Here is a 16,978-nt window from a genome sequence, read left to right as displayed (position 1 = left end):
ACGGGGCACAGGAACGAATTCAATGGATAAGTAGCGAAAAGGTGAACAATTATTTAAATTTTCCTCTTCATCACTATTTTGACAACCAAACTATAGCTGAATTTGCCCTTTTTACTTTGATTCGGTTATTTCATCACCCGACAAGGAAGCGTGCACTGGATCACATAATTAACTCGGGTCCCTTTATATACCCAGCGCGGTTTGAATGTCTTTAGCTAATCAGGCCTTTTAAAAGCTATATAAATCAAATTGTTAATGGAATATTGTTCGAATATCCAACTTATTTAAAAATAGACTCGATTTATTTACACAACAACCCAACAAATAACAACATTTTCATTACAAGTTGAATATCACCGGCTTGACGGGGCTTCAATTTCAAAAGTGACTATTACAGTCAGGATTAAAATAAAAACATCTCCAAAATGCTATCAGTCTGTAAAAATGCGGTGATGAGGACGTTCTCACAGTTATATAATTAGCCTGCTCATTTTAACCCCGATAACACATGCATTTTTTAAATATTATTTGATAAATCTCAACTTTAGTTTGCGCTGAGAATGATCAAATGACGTTCCCCGTCAAGTTCCGGTACCTGCAACTTAATCACGGATTCCAGAGTGATACCTTCCGGCAACACAGCCAGTTCATCATCAGGACGCACACCCTTCAGGGCATAAAAACGCCCCTGCCCTTTCTCCGGCAAATGATGACACCAGGACAACATGTCCTGCATTGAGGCAAAGGCACGGCTGATCACGCCATCAAACGGTGGCTCCGGCTGAAACTCCTCCACACGGCTTTGTACCGGCTCGATATTTTTCAGACCCAGTTCGTGCTGGACCTGACGCAGGAAGCGTACCCGCTTCCCCAGGCTGTCCAGCAGCGTGAAGTGTGATTCGGGGCGAACAATGGCAAGAGGAATGCCCGGCAGGCCCGGTCCGGTACCGACATCAATGAAACGGCTGCCTTGCAAATGCTCATTCACCACGATGCTGTCCATGATATGACGCACCAGCATTTGCATCGGGTCACGCACAGACGTCAGGTTATAAGCCTTGTTCCACTTATGCAGCAGTTCAACATAGCCAATCAGTTGCTGTTTTTGCTGATCGGGTAACGCTATTCCTGCCGCAGCAAGCAGCGAGTCCAGTTTCTTTTGCACAGTGAATCCTCAGACAGAGTCGGTATTCCGGGAACAGCCCGGAGGGGAAATGATAAAACACTCAGAAAGACGGGAAAAGTAAGAATTGACCGCCGCTTTGGAAGCAAAGGGCGGTCATCAGACAGGCGGTTTATGCGCTGCGGCGCAGTAAACCTTGTTTTTTAAGCCAGATCAGCAAAATTGAGATCGCCGCCGGGGTAATCCCGGAGATCCGCGATGCCTGACCAATGGATGTCGGCTTGTGATCATTGAGTTTGGCGATCACTTCGTTTGACAGGCCATTGACCTGGCGGTAGTCGAGATCAACAGGTAACACGGTGTTTTCGTTACGCTGTTGTTTTTCAATTTCTTCCTGCTGACGGGCGATATACCCTTCGTATTTGATCTGGATTTCAACCTGTTCTGCCGCCTGCACATCCGGTACGGCAGGCGCAAACGGTGAAAGGCGGGTGATCAGCTCATAAGTCATTTCAGGACGACGCAGTAACTCTTCCGCACTGGCTTCTTTGGAAAGTGGAGCAGAAAGATGCGCGTTGATTTCGTCCACCTGGGCGTGGTGAGGATTGACCCAGATGCCACGCAGACGCTGACGTTCCTGCTCGATCATTTCCAGCTTTTCGTTGAAACGTGCCCAGCGGGCATCGTCAACCAGACCTAACTCACGGCCTTTTTCAGTCAGACGCAAGTCGGCGTTATCTTCACGCAGCATCAGTCGATATTCGGCACGCGAGGTGAACATACGGTACGGTTCTTTGGTCCCCAGGGTACACAGGTCGTCGACCAGTACGCCGAGATAAGCCTGATCGCGACGTGGCGCCCAGCCCTCTTCTTCGCTGGCGCTACGGGCGGCATTCAGCCCGGCCAGTAAGCCCTGTGCGGCCGCTTCTTCGTATCCTGTTGTGCCGTTGATTTGTCCTGCAAAGAACAAACCGGCGATAAATTTGCTTTCCAGCGTAGGTTTCAAATCACGCGGATCGAAGAAATCGTATTCGATGGCATAACCAGGGCGAACGATCACCGCATTTTCCATCCCCTGCATTGAGCGGACGATCTGCATCTGTACATCGAATGGCAGGCTGGTTGAAATACCGTTCGGATAAACTTCGTTGCTGGTCAGGCCTTCAGGTTCAAGGAAGATCTGATGAGAATTACGATCGGCAAAACGCATGACTTTATCTTCGATCGACGGGCAGTAACGCGGGCCGATCCCTTCGATGATCCCGGCATACATCGGGCTGCGATCCAGATTATTACGGATCACGTCATGGGTTTTTTCGTTGGTATAGGTCATGTAACACGGGATCTGGCGCGGATGTTGCGACGCATTGCCCATGAATGAGAATACCGGTGCCGGATTATCACCGTGTTGTTGTGCCAGCACGCTGAAATCAATGGTGCGTGCATCGATACGCGGAGGTGTCCCGGTTTTAAGACGGTTAACGCGTAAAGGTAATTCGCGCAGTCTCTGAGACAAGGAGATCGCCGGAGGATCGCCAGCACGGCCACCGCTGTAGTTTTCCAGACCGATGTGGATCTTTCCATCAAGGAAGGTGCCCACGGTCAGTACTACCGCTTTGGCGCGGAATTTCAGCCCCATTTTGGTCACAGCACCCACGACGCGATCGTTTTCCACGATCAGATCTTCTACAGGTTGCTGGAAGATCATCAGGTTTGGCTGGTTTTCCAGTGCGGTACGAACGGCCTGGCGATAGAGAACGCGGTCAGCCTGTGCACGGGTAGCCCTGACAGCAGGTCCTTTGCTTGCGTTTAGTATCCTAAACTGAATGCCCGCATGATCGATAGCTGTTGCCATCAGACCGCCCAGAGCGTCCACTTCTTTTACCAGATGTCCTTTCCCGATCCCGCCAATAGCCGGGTTACACGACATCTGTCCCAGCGTGTCGATATTGTGGGTTAATAATAAGGTCTGACGTCCCATGCGTGCAGAAGCCATTGCGGCTTCAGTACCTGCATGACCACCACCTATGATGATGACGTCAAATTGATCCGGATAAAACATGCGACTGCACCTCGGCGTTCAAGCGAACTTTCTTTGTATGGCGTTGGGAGGAGGGATTCTACTCAAGTTTAGAGCTTCCACAAGTCCCCGGGGATCTTCACTAATTAAAAGAAGATCTTTTTTATTTAAAGATCTCTTATTAATACTTCTATTAGGATCGCGATCCTCTGTGCATAAGTCTTTTTTGTTCATGAAGATCAAGATGCTAAGAAGGATCGAATGCTGTGAATGATCGGTGATCCTGGCCAGTATAAGCTGGGATCAGAATGGAGAGTTATGCACAGCATGAAAAGCGTACAGGGGTTGTTATAGGGATAACTACGGGTTTTACCCTGCTTATAAGCTTAGTTATCCACATCTGATCGCCTGAAATTTACACTTATTTGATCAAATTAATCCAGTTGATCACCCAAACCTCAGCGGGATCCTCAGGAATTTCGTGTTGAGTCACGTCGATCTCAAGACGATCACCGATCCGTTTTGCCCCTAATGACGTCAGTTTTTGATCCAGAGAACTGATCGCGCCACAGAAGGTGTCATATTCACTGCTGCCTAAACCTAATGCACCAAAGCGCACTTTCGACAGATCAGGTTGCTGTTCTTCCAGCTGCTCCATAAAAGGTTGCAGGTTGTCGGGCAATTCACCTGCACCGTGTGTAGAACACACAACCAGCCAGATCCCTTCCTGCGGGACTTCATACAGCTCCGGGCCATGAAACATCTGGGTGGAAAAACCGGCTTCTTCCAGTTTCTCTGCCACGTGTTCTGCTACATATTCGGCGCTGCCAAGCGTACTGCCACTGATCAGGGTAATGTCAGACATAATGCTCTCACCCGGGAAAAGGAGGCTATTGTACGCTGTGAATCAGCTGGGATCTACCTGTGGATAATAGGGGTATAGAAATCAGGCGTCAGGGCTGGATGGTGCGTGTGATGGGGTTTTGCAGGGAGATCAGGGTCTCCGTTGACTGGATCTCATCAATTGTCTGGATCTTGTTGATAAGTACGTGCTGAAGGGAATCTATTGAGCGGCACATGATCTTAATGAAAATACTGTAATGTCCGGTGGTGTAATAGGCTTCGACCACTTCTTCTATGCTTTCGAGCTTTTTCAGCGCTGACGGATAATCTTTGGCACTTTTTAAAATGATGCCAATAAAACAGCACACGTCATAACCCAGTTGTTTTGGATTCACGGTGATATGCGCGCCGGTGATGATGCCCGCCTGCTTCATTTTCTCTACCCGGACATGGATCGTCCCCGGACTGACGGTGAAGACTTTTGCCAGTTCAGCATAAGGCGTACGGGCATTTTCCATCAACGCATTGAGGATCCCGCGATCCAGCTCATCGAGCTGATAAATTTCAGTCATGGTTACCTGTCTCTTTAAGCTTAGTTTCTCTGCCAGCGTCGCTGAGCACGGCTTTTAATTCCGGTATCAAAGCGCCAGATGTGATCGAAGATGCGCAGAATACCGGGTTTGCCATAGTGTGACATCGCCAGGGCATGAAAGCGGTGGTGTTTTTCCTTTTGCAGCGCTCTGACCTTCTTTTGTACCTCATCCGGTAACCGCTGGGCGATAAAGTCCGAGATCACCACGGCATCGGCATCTTCCCACTGCGGAGACGCGAGTTTATCCAGTGTGGCATTCAGACAGGCTGCGAGATCGGTACCGCCACGAAAATGCTGACCCAGAAAGCGCAATGCCTGATCCAGACCGCCATTTGAGGTCAGCTCATAATGGATCACTTCACTGGCGAACAGCATGATGTAACAGCGCCGGTTATCCGCCAGGGCGATTTTCAGCAATGCCAGACAGAAAGCTTTGGCGCATTGTTCGTTAAAGCCGCCCATAGAACCGGACGTATCGACGCATACCACAAACGGCCCGCGCGGTTGCGGTTCCTGTTGCTGATAAACCACCGGCCGTTTGACCACTTTTTCCCGCCACACGTCCCCTTGCAGGCGATAGGTCATCAGCCGCTTTTCCAGCAGGCGGCGGTAAAATTCGTATTCCAGCTCAGGCAACCCCAGCGTCACCAGCTCGGTCGGCATCAGGCGCAAAATATCATCGCTCTGGTGTATGCCATTCACTTCTTCCGGCACCGTCGCGGGTTCACGCACCATTAGCCGGTGCGTTTCCATTTTGGCATCTTCATGCGGACTGGTTTTGACCGTCTGGCTGCGGCCCAGTTGTTCGGCCAGATGCATCAGCTCGGGCTGCTGTTGCAGAAAAGCACCAAAGCGCGCCAGCGACTGAATATCGCCCCGCATCCGCTTTCCTTTACTCATATCCCACAAACGGCCTGCGGCCGTGTCGTTCTCGGCTAATAAAGGAGACAACTCGCTGCTCAGCTCCAGACGTTGCAGCAATTCTTCCTGCAACTGCTCCTGTTCCTGCTCAAGTAACTGCTGATGAACGTTCACCGTCTGGAAAGTCAGGTTAAGGCGCCAGCGCTGAAGGAACAAGGTATGAAAGCTGCCACCGGTTTTCGCCGTCCGCGAGGTTTCATTGTTTTCCAGCAGCGTGCGGGCTTCTGTGACAAAAGGAGAGTTGAGTTGCACCAGTTCATCAATAAGGGAAGGCAGACCGGCCTGGAAAGCCACGGCGTCGATCTGCTGGCAATGCTGATAGAGATAGAATTCTTTCGCCAGATCCGGCGGCACGGGGGTTTCGTGGATCCTCTGGCGCAGGCGTAATTTCCACTCCGGAAGATCTTTGGTCAGTGCGCGCTTCAGACGGGGGAATTTCTCGAAGAAAACGGCGAGTGCCGGCGCCGCCAGCAAGCCGACGATCAGTTCTTCGATCAGTTCGGCTTCGCTGATCGCCAGCAGAAGATCCAAAGATTCCAGGCTGAACATGATCAGTGACCGCTGAATGTCTGTTGCTGATGGCGCAACTGCTCGGCCACCTGCAGCAGGCTGGCTTCGATTTTGGCCATCCATTCTGCCGGAACAAACAGACAGTGTTGCTGCTGGCTGAATTCATGTCTCTGTTGCGCCAGTTTCGCCGTCAGATCACTGAGCGTATTTTTCATCTCATCGGGAACGGCGATATGTTCATTGCCCGGCAGGGTCAGCGGCGTGCTCAAACGACTGACATCCAGCGCCAGCAGTTGCTGTTTGTCATCGATTTCCAAATCCACGGTCTGGGCAAAGCCGATGCCATTGAGTTTGGCTTTCAGGACACCGCCTTTATTAAGCCATTCCTCGAGAATGTGACGTTCGAACAGCAGATGGGTGACTTTGATTTCATGCAGATGCAAAGGTGTCTGTAAGAGTAACGTCAGGCTGCTGGCTGTCAGGGTATCCGGCAGGCTGTATTGCGGCTTACGGCTGAAGATCCCGGCTTTTTTGCCAAGCTTAATCGACTGACGTGAACTCTGTTGTTGCTGATGCTGCATCCATTGCTGATTGAGTTGCTGGATTTTCATCAACAGCGTCTGCTGCTGATAAGCCTGTTCGGTGATCAGCTGTTCAATCTGGGTATGCAAGAGGTTATACGTGTTGAGGTCATGCCATAAACAGTCTTTCAGCAGGATCAGGTCGACCTGCATGACAGAGGTTCTCCCGCTGAAGAAGGCACAGGCCTGCAACAGGCGCAGGGCTTTTTTCCAGCGCCGGTCGGAAACATAAGGCGCGGTATCGAGAGCATCAAGACGCTGGCGCAACTGGAAAATCAGCTCGAAGCTGCTGTCCGGAAGAGTGACTTTGTCGATCTCCGGCTGCCATTGCTGGTATTCTTCATCGCTGATGCTCAGGGATTCCGACACCGGATTGCTGCTTTCATTATTACGGCTGGTCAGCAGGGAGCGGAAATTCTGCTTATCCTGCACTTTATCCAGCCACAGACGGATCAGCATGCGGTCGTAGAGCGCTTCCAGGCCGCCATCGGCTTCGGGCAATTCGTTGGAGGCGCTGACCAGCAGACGCATCGGGATCGCTTCTTCGCGCTCGCCATTACGGAACCGGCGTTCGTTGATGGCGGTCAGCAACGTATTGAGGATGGCAGGGCCTGCTTTCCAGATTTCATCCAGGAAAACAATTTCAGCTTCCGGCAGATAACCTTCGGTCAGACGCAGATACCGGCCTTCATCTTTCAGGGCCTGAATCGACAACGGACCAAAGACCTCTTCCGGTGTGGAAAAGCGCGTCATAAGATATTCAAATGCGCGGGCATGGCGGAAAGCAAATTTAAGGCGACGGGCAATCAGACTTTTTGCGATACCCGGCGGGCCGAGCAAAAAAACGCTTTCGCCACAAAGGGCTGCCAGCAGGCAAAGTCGTATGGCATCCTGCCGCTCGTACAGGCCATGTTCTAATGCGTTAGCAAGACGGGCGATCCGTTCTGCCAGAAGGGGAGATTGCGCCATACTGTCTCTTCCGGTTTCCATTTAGTTGTTGAATAGTGTACTGGCTGGTAACGATATGCCACGTTTATTTTTATCGTTATAGCTTGTTGATTACTAAAAATTTTCTATGATCAAAAATGTGACCTCGTTCATAGGAACGCCGGTTTAGCTGCACATTTAAGGGTAGGCAATCCCATTTATTCGTGCATACTGTGCGCCTTTTAGTGGGCATCATAAGTCTGAGCGCACGCATCGCTTGCGGATGTTCGAGCAAAAAAGAAACGAAATATGAGCACTGAACATAAACGGTCACTCCCAGCAGTAACCCTGGCCGCCATTGGTGTGGTCTATGGCGACATTGGTACCAGTCCTCTCTATACCTTAAGAGAGTGTTTTTCTGGTCACTATGGTTTCAACGTTGAACCCAGCGTCGTTTTTGGTTTTCTTTCTCTGATTTTCTGGATGCTAATCCTCATTGTTTCGCTCAAGTACCTCACTTACGTGATGCGGGCGGACAACGCAGGCGAAGGCGGTATTCTGACGCTGATGTCTCTGGCGGGCAGGAATACGTCGGCTCGTACCACTGCGGTTCTGGTCATTCTTGGCCTGATCGGCGGAAGTTTCTTCTATGGTGAAGTGGTCATCACACCGGCAATTTCCGTCCTTTCCGCGATGGAAGGTCTCGAAATCGCAGCTCCTTCACTCGATCCTTATATCGTCCCCCTGTCCATTACTGTTCTGACGCTGCTTTTCATTATTCAGAAACACGGCACCGGCATCGTGGGCAAACTCTTTGCGCCGGTGATGTTGTTGTGGTTCCTGACGCTGGCGGTTCTCGGTGTGAACAGCATCATGCAGAATCCTGAAGTGCTGCGCGCCATGAATCCCATGTGGGCGGTTAACTTCTTTATTGAGCACAAGTCGTTCTCCTTCCTGGCACTCGGCGCCGTGGTGTTGTCGATCACCGGCGTGGAAGCGTTATATGCCGATATGGGCCACTTCGGGAAATTCCCGATCCGTCTGGCCTGGTTCACCGTCGTGCTGCCTTCTCTGGTGCTGAACTACTTCGGGCAGGGTGCGTTACTGCTGAAAGACCCTGAGTCGATTAAGAACCCGTTCTTCCTGCTGGCGCCTGACTGGGCATTGATTCCGCTTCTTGTGCTGGCGACGCTGGCGACCATTATCGCCTCTCAGGCTGTTATCTCCGGTGTGTTCTCCCTGACGCGTCAGGCTGTGCGTCTGGGCTATTTACCGCCAATGCGCATTATCCATACGTCAGAAATGGAAGCCGGTCAGATTTACATCCCGGCGATTAACTGGCTGCTGTATTTTGCGGTGGTTATCGTTATCGCCAGCTTCGAGCATTCAAGCAATCTGGCGGCGGCTTACGGTATTGCCGTGACCGGTACGATGGTGCTGACCAGCATTCTGTCGTGTACGGTTGCGCTCAAGAACTGGCACTGGAAACCTTTCCTGGTCGGGTTTTTGCTGATCGGCCTGCTGTTTATGGATATTCCGCTGTTTGCGGCGAATGCCACGAAACTGTTCTCCGGCGGCTGGTTGCCGCTGACGCTGGGTCTGTGCATGTTTATCGTCATGACTACCTGGAAAAGCGAACGTTTCCGCCTTATGCGCCGCATGAACGAGCACGGGAATTCCCTGGAAGCGATGATTGCTTCACTGGAGAAATCCCCGCCGGTTCGCGTGCCGGGAACTGCGGTGTATATGTCGCGCGCCATCAACGTTATTCCGTTTGCCTTACTGCATAACCTCAAACACAACAAAGTGTTGCATGAGCGCGTGGTGCTGCTGACGTTACGTACGGAAGATGCGCCTTATGTGCATAACGTCCGGCGCGTCACCATCGAGCAGCTTTCGCCGACGTTCTGGCGTGTGGTCGCCAGTTACGGATTTAAAGAAACCCCGAATGTGGAAGAAGTGTTCCACCGTTGTGGTCTGGAAGGCCTGCCGTGCCGGATGATGGAAACGTCGTTCTTTATGTCGCACGAATCGCTGATCCTGACCAAACGTCCGTGGTATCTCTATTTCCGTGGCAAACTCTTTATGGCGCTCAGCCGTAACGCCCTGCGCGCGCCGGATCAGTTTGAAATCCCGCCGAACAGGGTGATCGAACTCGGCACGCAGGTAGAAATCTGATCCTCATTTCTGCCGGTCACAGGGCACCTTCGGGTGCCCTGTTTTATTTCTGCTTTCCCCTTTCTGAAACGACTAACTCAAATTTCTCTGCGGTTTCTGAATCATTCAGCGAAACGTTTCGACGTTGATCACAATTTCATCACAACCCCGTTGCCATGTACGGTTAACTTTATAAACTCCTCCGTGAGCGAAACGTTTCGCTGTAGGAGTTCACAATGAAGAAGTCACCGCTATTAAATGCCGAAATCTCACATGTTATTGCCCGGTTAGGTCACACCGATCAGCTGGTTATTGGCGATGCCGGTCTTCCGGTGCCAGCAGCTTGCCAACGCATCGATCTGGCTCTGACCCAGGGAGTCCCCACCTTTTTACAAGTCTTAGAGGTAGTGACACATGAGATGCAGGTTGAGCGGGCTATCCTCGCCGAGGAAATCCTCACTAAAAATCCTCAACTCCATGAAGCGTTGCTCGCCCAATTGACACAACTCGAACAACACCAGGGAAACACCATTGCTTTGGATTACGTCAGTCATGAGGCATTCAAAGCACAAAGCGAAAAAAGTCGGGCTGTGATCCGCAGCGGGGAATGTTCGCCTTACGCGAACGTTATTCTGTGTGCCGGCGTAACCTTCTGAGGCCTTTATGCAACCTTTGCTGCAACTGACAGGCATTGATAAAGCCTTTCCCGGCGTTAAAGCACTTTCCGGCGCGGCGCTCAGCGTCTATCCGGGACGTGTGATGGCGCTGGTGGGAGAAAACGGCGCGGGCAAGTCCACCATGATGAAAGTGCTGACCGGCATCTACCAGAAAGATGCCGGTTCAGTCCATTTCCTCGGTAAGGAAGCGGCGTTCAATGGACCGAAAGCGTCTCAGGAAGCCGGGATTGGCATCATCCATCAGGAATTAAACCTGATCCCTCAACTGACGATTGCTGAAAACATCTTTCTCGGCCGTGAGTTTGTGAACGGTTTTGGCTGCATCAACTGGAAAAAGATGTATGCCGAAGCCGACAAACTCCTGGCGCGTCTGAATCTGCGTTACAAAAGCGATCGTCTGGTCGGTGAATTATCGATTGGCGACCAGCAGATGGTCGAGATTGCCAAAGTACTGAGCTTCGAATCCAAAGTCATCATTATGGATGAACCGACGGATGCCCTGACCGATACCGAGACGGCTTCTTTATTTAGCGTGATCCGCGAACTGAAAGCCGCAGGTTGCGGTGTGGTGTATATCTCCCACCGCATGAAAGAAATCTTCGAAATCTGCGATGACGTGACGGTGTTCCGTGACGGACAGTTCATCGCAGAACGTCCGGTCAGCGAGCTGGAAGAAGACACGCTGATTGAAATGATGGTCGGTCGCCGCCTCGAGGAACAGTATCCGCGTATTAATCATGAGCGTGGCGCGCTGCGTTTACAGGTTCGCGATGTCAGCGGGCCGGGCGTCGATAACGTCAGCTTTGATTTGCACAGTGGCGAAATCCTCGGGATTTCCGGTTTGATGGGCGCAGGCCGCACCGAACTGATGAAAATACTCTACGGCGCACTGCCGCGTAAAAGTGGTTATGTGGCGCTGGATGGCCGCGAAGTGGTGACACACTCACCGCAGGACGGGCTGGCAAACGGCATTGTGTATATCTCCGAAGACCGTAAGCGCGATGGGTTAGTGCTCGGCATGTCGGTGAAAGAAAATATGTCGCTGACCGCGCTGCGCTATTTCAGCCACGGCGGCGGTCGCCTGAAGCATGCCGACGAACAGCAGGCTGTCGGTGATTTCATCCGCCTGTTCAATATTAAAACGCCGTCGATGATGCAGACCATCGGCCTGCTTTCCGGCGGCAATCAGCAAAAAGTGGCGATTGCCCGCGGGTTAATGACGCGGCCGAAAGTCCTGATCCTCGACGAACCGACGCGCGGCGTTGACGTCGGTGCCAAAAAAGAGATTTACCAGCTTATAAACCAGTTCAAGCGCGAAGGGCTGAGCATCATTTTGGTTTCCTCAGAAATGCCGGAAGTGATCGGCATGAGTGACCGGGTTTTGGTGATGCACGAAGGTCATTTAAGCGGTGAATTCCCGATAGAACAGGCTACGCAGGAAGTGTTGATGGCAGCCGCTGTCGGCAAGCAATACGGCGTGACGCAGGAGTAATCAGATATGAGTTCTCAGACATTGCCAGCCAAAAAGCGCTGGATCAGTAAAGAGTGGTTGTTGGAGCAAAAGTCTCTGATTGCGCTGCTGGTGTTGATTGCCGTGGTCTCTTCCATGAGCCCGAACTTCTTTACCGTTAATAACCTGTTTAACATCCTCCAGCAAACGTCGGTCAACGCCATTATGGCGGTCGGCATGACGCTGGTGATCCTGACCTCCGGTATCGATTTGTCCGTCGGTTCGCTGCTGGCGCTGACGGGTGCCGTCGCTGCCTCAATTGTCGGGCTGGAAGTGAACGCCTTTGTCGCCGTGGGTGCCGCACTGGCGCTGGGCGCTGCCGTGGGCGGTGTGACCGGGGTGATTGTCGCCAAAGGCAAAGTGCAGGCGTTTATCGCCACGCTGGTCATGATGTTGCTGCTGCGTGGCATCACGATGGTGTACACCAATGGCAGCCCGATCAGCACCGGTTTTAATGATGTGGCCGATGTATTTGGCTGGTTTGGTATCGGCCGCCCACTGGGCATCCCGACACCGGTCTGGCTGATGGCGGTGGTGTTTATTGCGGCGTGGTACATGCTGCATCACACCCGCTTAGGACGTTATATCTACGCGCTGGGCGGTAACGAATCCGCGACGCGGCTGTCAGGTATCAGCGTCGATAAAGTTAAAATTATCGTCTACTCCCTGTGTGGTTTGTTAGCGGCTCTGGCCAGTATCATCGAAGTGGCGCGCCTGTCTTCTGCGCAGCCTAACGCTGGTACAGGATATGAGCTGGATGCGATTGCCGCAGTGGTATTAGGGGGAACCAGCCTGTCCGGGGGTAAAGGACGCATTGTTGGAACGCTGATCGGTGCACTGATCCTTGGCTTCCTGAATAACGGTTTGAACTTATTAGGTGTTTCTTCCTACTACCAGATGATCGTAAAAGCAGTCGTCATTCTGCTGGCGGTTCTGGTGGATAACAAAAGCAACAAATAAACTCTCCTACAGGACTTATGACCATGAATATGAAAAAACTGGCTGTCTGGGTTTCCGCCGCAGCGATCACCGCTTCTTTCAGTGCTAACGTTCTGGCGAAAGACACCATTGCGCTGGTCGTTTCCACACTGAACAACCCATTCTTCGTTTCCATGAAAGACGGCGCGCAAAAAGAAGCGGACAAACTGGGCTATAACCTGATTGTTCTCGATTCTCAGAACAACCCGGCCAAAGAGCTGGCAAACGTGCAGGACCTGACGGTTCGCGGCACCAAACTGGTGCTGATCAACCCAACCGATTCTGACGCAGTCGGCAATGCCGTCGCCATGGCAAACCAGGCGAAGATCCCGGTGATCACCCTTGACCGTCAGGCGACCAAAGGTGTGGTTGCCAGCCACGTTGCATCCGATAACGCCTTCGGCGGTAAAATGGCCGGCGATTACATTGCGAAGAAACTGGGCGAAAATGCCAAAGTGATCGAACTGGAAGGTATCGCCGGGACATCCGTTGCCCGCGAACGTGGTAAAGGTTTCGCCCAGGCGGCTGAAAAACACCACTTCCAGATCCTCGCCAGCCAGCCAGCTGATTTTGACCGCACCAAAGGTCTGAACGTCATGCAAAACCTGCTGACTGCGCATCAGGATGTGCAGGCGGTATTTGCTCAGAATGACGAAATGGCGCTCGGCGCATTGCGTGCCCTGCAGACTGCCGGTAAAACGGATGTGCTGGTCGTCGGCTTTGACGGCACCGAAGACGGTATCAAAGCGGTTAACAGTGGCAAGATGGGCGCGACCGTGGCACAACGTCCTGAGCAAATCGGCGTGATCGGCGTTCAGACGGCAGATAAAGTCCTGAAAGGCGAAAAAGTACCCGCTGTTATCCCTGTTGATTTGAAACTGGTTGCTCAGCCGTAATACCCTCTTTCTCCAGATGTCACCGCGCCTCTTTCCGGAGGCGCTATTTAACGCAGGGATCTCCACATGAAGACAGGCAAACTGGTAGTGCTTGGCAGTATCAATGCCGACCACATTCTGAATATCAACCACTTCCCGCAACCGGGCGAAACGGTTATCGGTAAGCAATACACCGTCGCCTTTGGCGGTAAAGGTGCGAACCAGGCGGTTGCTGCCGGTCGCAGTGGTGCTGATATTTCTTTTATTGCCTGTGTGGGGGATGACGATATTGGCGAGCGGGTGCGTAAGCAACTGGCAAGTGACCATATCGATACGTACCCTGTCGAAGCCATTAAAGACACCACCACCGGTGTCGCGCTGATTTTCGTGAATGCGGAAGGTGAGAACGTTATTGGTATTGATGCGGGGGCGAATAAAGCGGTGACTCCGGCATATCTGGATCGCTATAAACAGCAGGTCATTGCTGCTTCTGCTTTATTAATGCAGCTGGAATCGCCGCTCGAAACAGTGATTGCGGCAGCGAAGATCGCCAAAGACAACGACACGCAGGTGATCCTCAATCCGGCACCGGCATGCGAATTGCCCGATGAATTGCTGGCGCGGGTGGATATGATCACCCCGAACGAAACCGAAGCTGAAAAGCTGACGGGAATTAAAGTGGATAATAATGAGGATGCCGCGCGTGCCGCTAATGCTCTGCATGACAAAGGCATCGCAACGGTCATCATTACATTAGGCAGTAAGGGTGTCTGGCTGAGCCAGAACGGTGAAGGAAAGTTGGTGGCGGGATTCCGGGTGAAAGCCGTCGATACCATTGCGGCCGGGGACACCTTCAACGGCGCACTCGTCACGGCATTACTGGAAGGCAAGCCGATGGACAGCGCAGTCCGGTTCGCGCATGCAGCGGCGGCGATCGCCGTGACACGTCCTGGCGCTCAGCCTTCTGTTCCGTGGCGCAATGAAATAGACGATTTCCTCGCACAACAGGAGGCCTGATTGGCCACCATGAAAGATGTCGCCCGCCTGGCGGGCGTTTCAACCTCCACCGTTTCTCATGTCATCAACAAAAATCGTTTTGTCAGTGAATCCATTGCTGAGAAAGTGAATGCCGCCGTTGAGCAGCTCAACTATGCCCCTTCCGCGTTAGCCCGCAGCCTGAAACTGAACCAGACCCGCACGCTTGGTATGTTACTGACGGCCAGCAGCAACCCTTTCTATTCGGAAGTGGTCCGTGGCGTCGAGCGCAGCTGCTATGAGCGCGGATACAGCCTCATCTTGTGCAACACCGATAATGATGCGGAGCGCATGAACCGGAGTCTGGAAACCCTGTTACAGAAACGGGTCGACGGGCTGCTGATCATGTGTACGGAAAACCACCGGCCTTCGAAAGAAGCTATCAGCCGCTATCCGTCACTGCCGATAGTGATGATGGACTGGTCACCCTTTGATGGCGCGATAGATATTATTCAGGATAACGCGTTGCTGGGTGGCGAAATGGCGACGACATTTTTAATCCGGCAAGGCTATCAGCGTATTGCCTGCATCACCGGGCCTCTTGATAAAACCACCGCGCAGGAACGGCTGAGCGGTTATCGGCAGGCGATGGAAAAAGCCGGTCTGAAGATTTTGCCCGGTTATGAAGTCAGCGGCGATTTCGAATTCGAGGGTGGATTAGCCGCGATGGAACAGTTGCTGGCGCTGCCCGAACCGCCTCATGCGGTGTTTGCCGGTAACGACGCCATGGCCGTGGGGGTTTATCAGGCACTTTATCAGCGTGGATTGTCTGTTCCTGATGATGTTGCCGTGATGGGGTATGACGATATCCAGCTGGCGCAATATATGATGCCGCCGCTGACCACTATCCATCAGCCCAAAGACTCGCTGGGAGAATTGGCAGTGGATGCCTTATTGCATCGTCTGCAGGACCCGGATTCAGAACCGCAGGTTCTGGTGCTGACACCGGAACTGGTGGTGCGTCAGTCGGTGGGATCATTCGTCGGCAAGTAACAGGCTCTGGCATTCCAGCATTGCGGCATTCGCATCACGGGCAAGAATCGCATCGGTCAGCCGCTGATGATGTTCCAGCTTGATCACTTCATTACCGGTAATTGCCCGGAAGTAACTCTGATAGACCGAACTGAATAAATTCGAGAACGATGTCAGGAAAGGGTTTTTCCCCGCTTCATAGATAAGCTGATGAAACTGGGTATCGACCGTTATCCAGCGTTCCCGGTCAAAGTTGTTATGCAGCTGGCGCATTTCATACATATAGAGAGAGAGCTGATGCTTTTGCTCTTTACTGGCAGAAAGCGCAGCCAACGCACAAGCCTGAGGTTCGAGCGCCCGGCGCAGCACAATAAAATGCGCCATCACCTGATCGAAGTTTTCACGGGTCATCCACCAGGTCAGCAATTCCTGATCAAGAAAGTTCCAGCTCGATTGTGGCATTACCCGTGTGCCGATGCGCGGGCGCGGTAAGAGCATCCCTTTAGCTGCCAGCGTCTTGACGGCTTCACGGACGGCGGTCCGGCTGACCCCAAAAATCTCCCCTAACTCATTCTCTCCCGGAAGAATGGCGCCTTCCGGGTACTCACCAGATAAAACGCGTTGTGCAATTTTCTCTGCCAGCAGATAAGAAAGGTTCCGCTGAGCCGCTTGTTGATGCGCATTAAGTAGCATGTAAGGTATTCCTGAATGTCTTTCTCTTATTATATAAGCAGAGTTTACTCCAGCCTCTGGCGGAAAACTGGCGTGTATTGAGCGCAAAACGGTGTCTATTTACTCACTTTGGGCAAAAATGATGTTTTTGTGAACGGTTGATAAAAAAAGTGAAATTAGGGGTTGCGGCCTTCTGAGAACTCCCTATAATGCGCCTCCACTGACCGGGAACAACGACTGACAAGTCGCCCGGACAGGAAGAGAAAAAGTAGAATGTTCGAATGAATAATCTCTTGACTCTTCAGCGGGAAAACGTAATATACGCCTCCCGCGCCGCATAAGATTCCTTGCGAACCGCGGCATGCTCTTTAACAATTTATCAGACAATCTGTGTGGGCACTCACAAGACGATATCAGCCACTTCGGTGGCAAAAAATATCAAGTCTTAAAGAGTGACCAAGCAGTAATTCATTTAGTTGAATTATTACGAAAGTTAATTTTTGAGCATCGCTTCACTTGTTGAAGCAAATCGAACTTTTAATTGAAGAGTTTGATCATGGCTCAGATTGAACGCTGGCGGCAGGC

The 16,978-nt window shown here is 51.9% G+C and carries 14 protein-coding genes; 7 read left to right on the top strand and 7 right to left on the bottom strand.

The features are described 5' to 3' along the window. Window positions 1–544: 544 nt before the first annotated feature. The 6 genes from rsmG to ravA all read right to left on the bottom strand — a co-directional run bounded on the left by rsmG (window position 545) and on the right by ravA (window position 7,559). Window positions 545–1,165, bottom strand: coding sequence for a 16S rRNA (guanine(527)-N(7))-methyltransferase RsmG (gene rsmG, locus EYY67_RS13815; protein WP_095924054.1), 621 nt, complete (start codon window positions 1,163–1,165; stop codon window positions 545–547). 130 nt (window positions 1,166–1,295) lie between these two features. Further along, entirely contained in the window at window positions 1,296–3,185 is a 1,890-nt protein-coding gene (gene mnmG / locus EYY67_RS13810) for a tRNA uridine-5-carboxymethylaminomethyl(34) synthesis enzyme MnmG (RefSeq protein WP_095924055.1), read from the bottom strand. Between the two features lie 379 nt (window positions 3,186–3,564). Beyond that, window positions 3,565–4,008 (bottom strand): FMN-binding protein MioC, encoded by a 444-nt coding sequence (gene mioC / locus EYY67_RS13800; RefSeq protein ID WP_119825599.1) that lies wholly within the window; start codon window positions 4,006–4,008, stop codon window positions 3,565–3,567. A gap of 88 nt (window positions 4,009–4,096) precedes the next feature. Then, a complete protein-coding gene (asnC, locus tag EYY67_RS13795; RefSeq protein ID WP_095924057.1) occupies window positions 4,097–4,558 on the bottom strand; it encodes a transcriptional regulator AsnC in 462 nt (153 codons plus the stop codon). A 20-nt stretch (window positions 4,559–4,578) separates the two neighbouring features. Beyond that, the gene (gene viaA / locus EYY67_RS13790) at window positions 4,579–6,048 is read right to left on the bottom strand and encodes an ATPase RavA stimulator ViaA (protein WP_131693742.1); all 1,470 of its coding nucleotides are present in this window, start codon (window positions 6,046–6,048) and stop codon (window positions 4,579–4,581) included. A gap of 2 nt (window positions 6,049–6,050) precedes the next feature. Next, a complete protein-coding gene (gene ravA, locus EYY67_RS13785) occupies window positions 6,051–7,559 on the bottom strand; it encodes an ATPase RavA (RefSeq protein ID WP_131693741.1) in 1,509 nt (502 codons plus the stop codon). A 267-nt stretch (window positions 7,560–7,826) separates the two neighbouring features. Here ravA and kup point away from each other — a divergent pair, with 267 nt between their 5' ends. The 7 genes from kup to rbsR all read left to right on the top strand — a co-directional run bounded on the left by kup (window position 7,827) and on the right by rbsR (window position 15,742). Next, window positions 7,827–9,695, top strand: coding sequence for a low affinity potassium transporter Kup (kup, locus tag EYY67_RS13780; RefSeq protein WP_131693740.1), 1,869 nt, complete (start codon window positions 7,827–7,829; stop codon window positions 9,693–9,695). 215 nt (window positions 9,696–9,910) lie between these two features. Then, window positions 9,911–10,330, top strand: a complete 420-nt coding sequence (gene rbsD, locus EYY67_RS13775; protein WP_095924061.1) for a D-ribose pyranase — start codon at window positions 9,911–9,913, stop codon at window positions 10,328–10,330. 7 nt (window positions 10,331–10,337) lie between these two features. Further along, window positions 10,338–11,843 carry a ribose ABC transporter ATP-binding protein RbsA gene (gene rbsA, locus EYY67_RS13770; protein WP_131693739.1) on the top strand — a complete coding sequence of 502 codons (1,506 nt, stop codon included), beginning with the start codon at window positions 10,338–10,340 and terminating at the stop codon, window positions 11,841–11,843. A 6-nt stretch (window positions 11,844–11,849) separates the two neighbouring features. Then, window positions 11,850–12,821, top strand: coding sequence for a ribose ABC transporter permease (rbsC, locus tag EYY67_RS13765; RefSeq protein WP_131693738.1), 972 nt, complete (start codon window positions 11,850–11,852; stop codon window positions 12,819–12,821). Window positions 12,822–12,844: 23 nt separating this feature from the next. Then, the gene (rbsB, locus tag EYY67_RS13760) at window positions 12,845–13,735 is read left to right on the top strand and encodes a ribose ABC transporter substrate-binding protein RbsB (RefSeq protein WP_095924063.1); all 891 of its coding nucleotides are present in this window, start codon (window positions 12,845–12,847) and stop codon (window positions 13,733–13,735) included. Between the two features lie 66 nt (window positions 13,736–13,801). Further along, the gene (rbsK, locus tag EYY67_RS13755; protein ID WP_119825606.1) at window positions 13,802–14,731 is read left to right on the top strand and encodes a ribokinase; all 930 of its coding nucleotides are present in this window, start codon (window positions 13,802–13,804) and stop codon (window positions 14,729–14,731) included. Continuing rightward, a complete protein-coding gene (gene rbsR / locus EYY67_RS13750) occupies window positions 14,732–15,742 on the top strand; it encodes a ribose operon transcriptional repressor RbsR (protein WP_095924065.1) in 1,011 nt (336 codons plus the stop codon). On the opposite strand, the gene EYY67_RS13745 is transcribed toward rbsR, so the two are convergent. Then, window positions 15,725–16,414 carry a FadR/GntR family transcriptional regulator gene (locus tag EYY67_RS13745; RefSeq protein WP_095924066.1) on the bottom strand — a complete coding sequence of 230 codons (690 nt, stop codon included), beginning with the start codon at window positions 16,412–16,414 and terminating at the stop codon, window positions 15,725–15,727. The two genes, rbsR and EYY67_RS13745, sit on opposite strands and share 18 nt — an antisense overlap. Window positions 16,415–16,978 lie beyond the last annotated feature (564 nt).

This window comes from Rahnella victoriana, from assembly GCF_004330295.1.
Classification (GTDB): domain Bacteria; phylum Pseudomonadota; class Gammaproteobacteria; order Enterobacterales; family Enterobacteriaceae; genus Rahnella; species Rahnella victoriana.
This window is presented reverse-complemented; position numbering and strand designations above follow the sequence as displayed.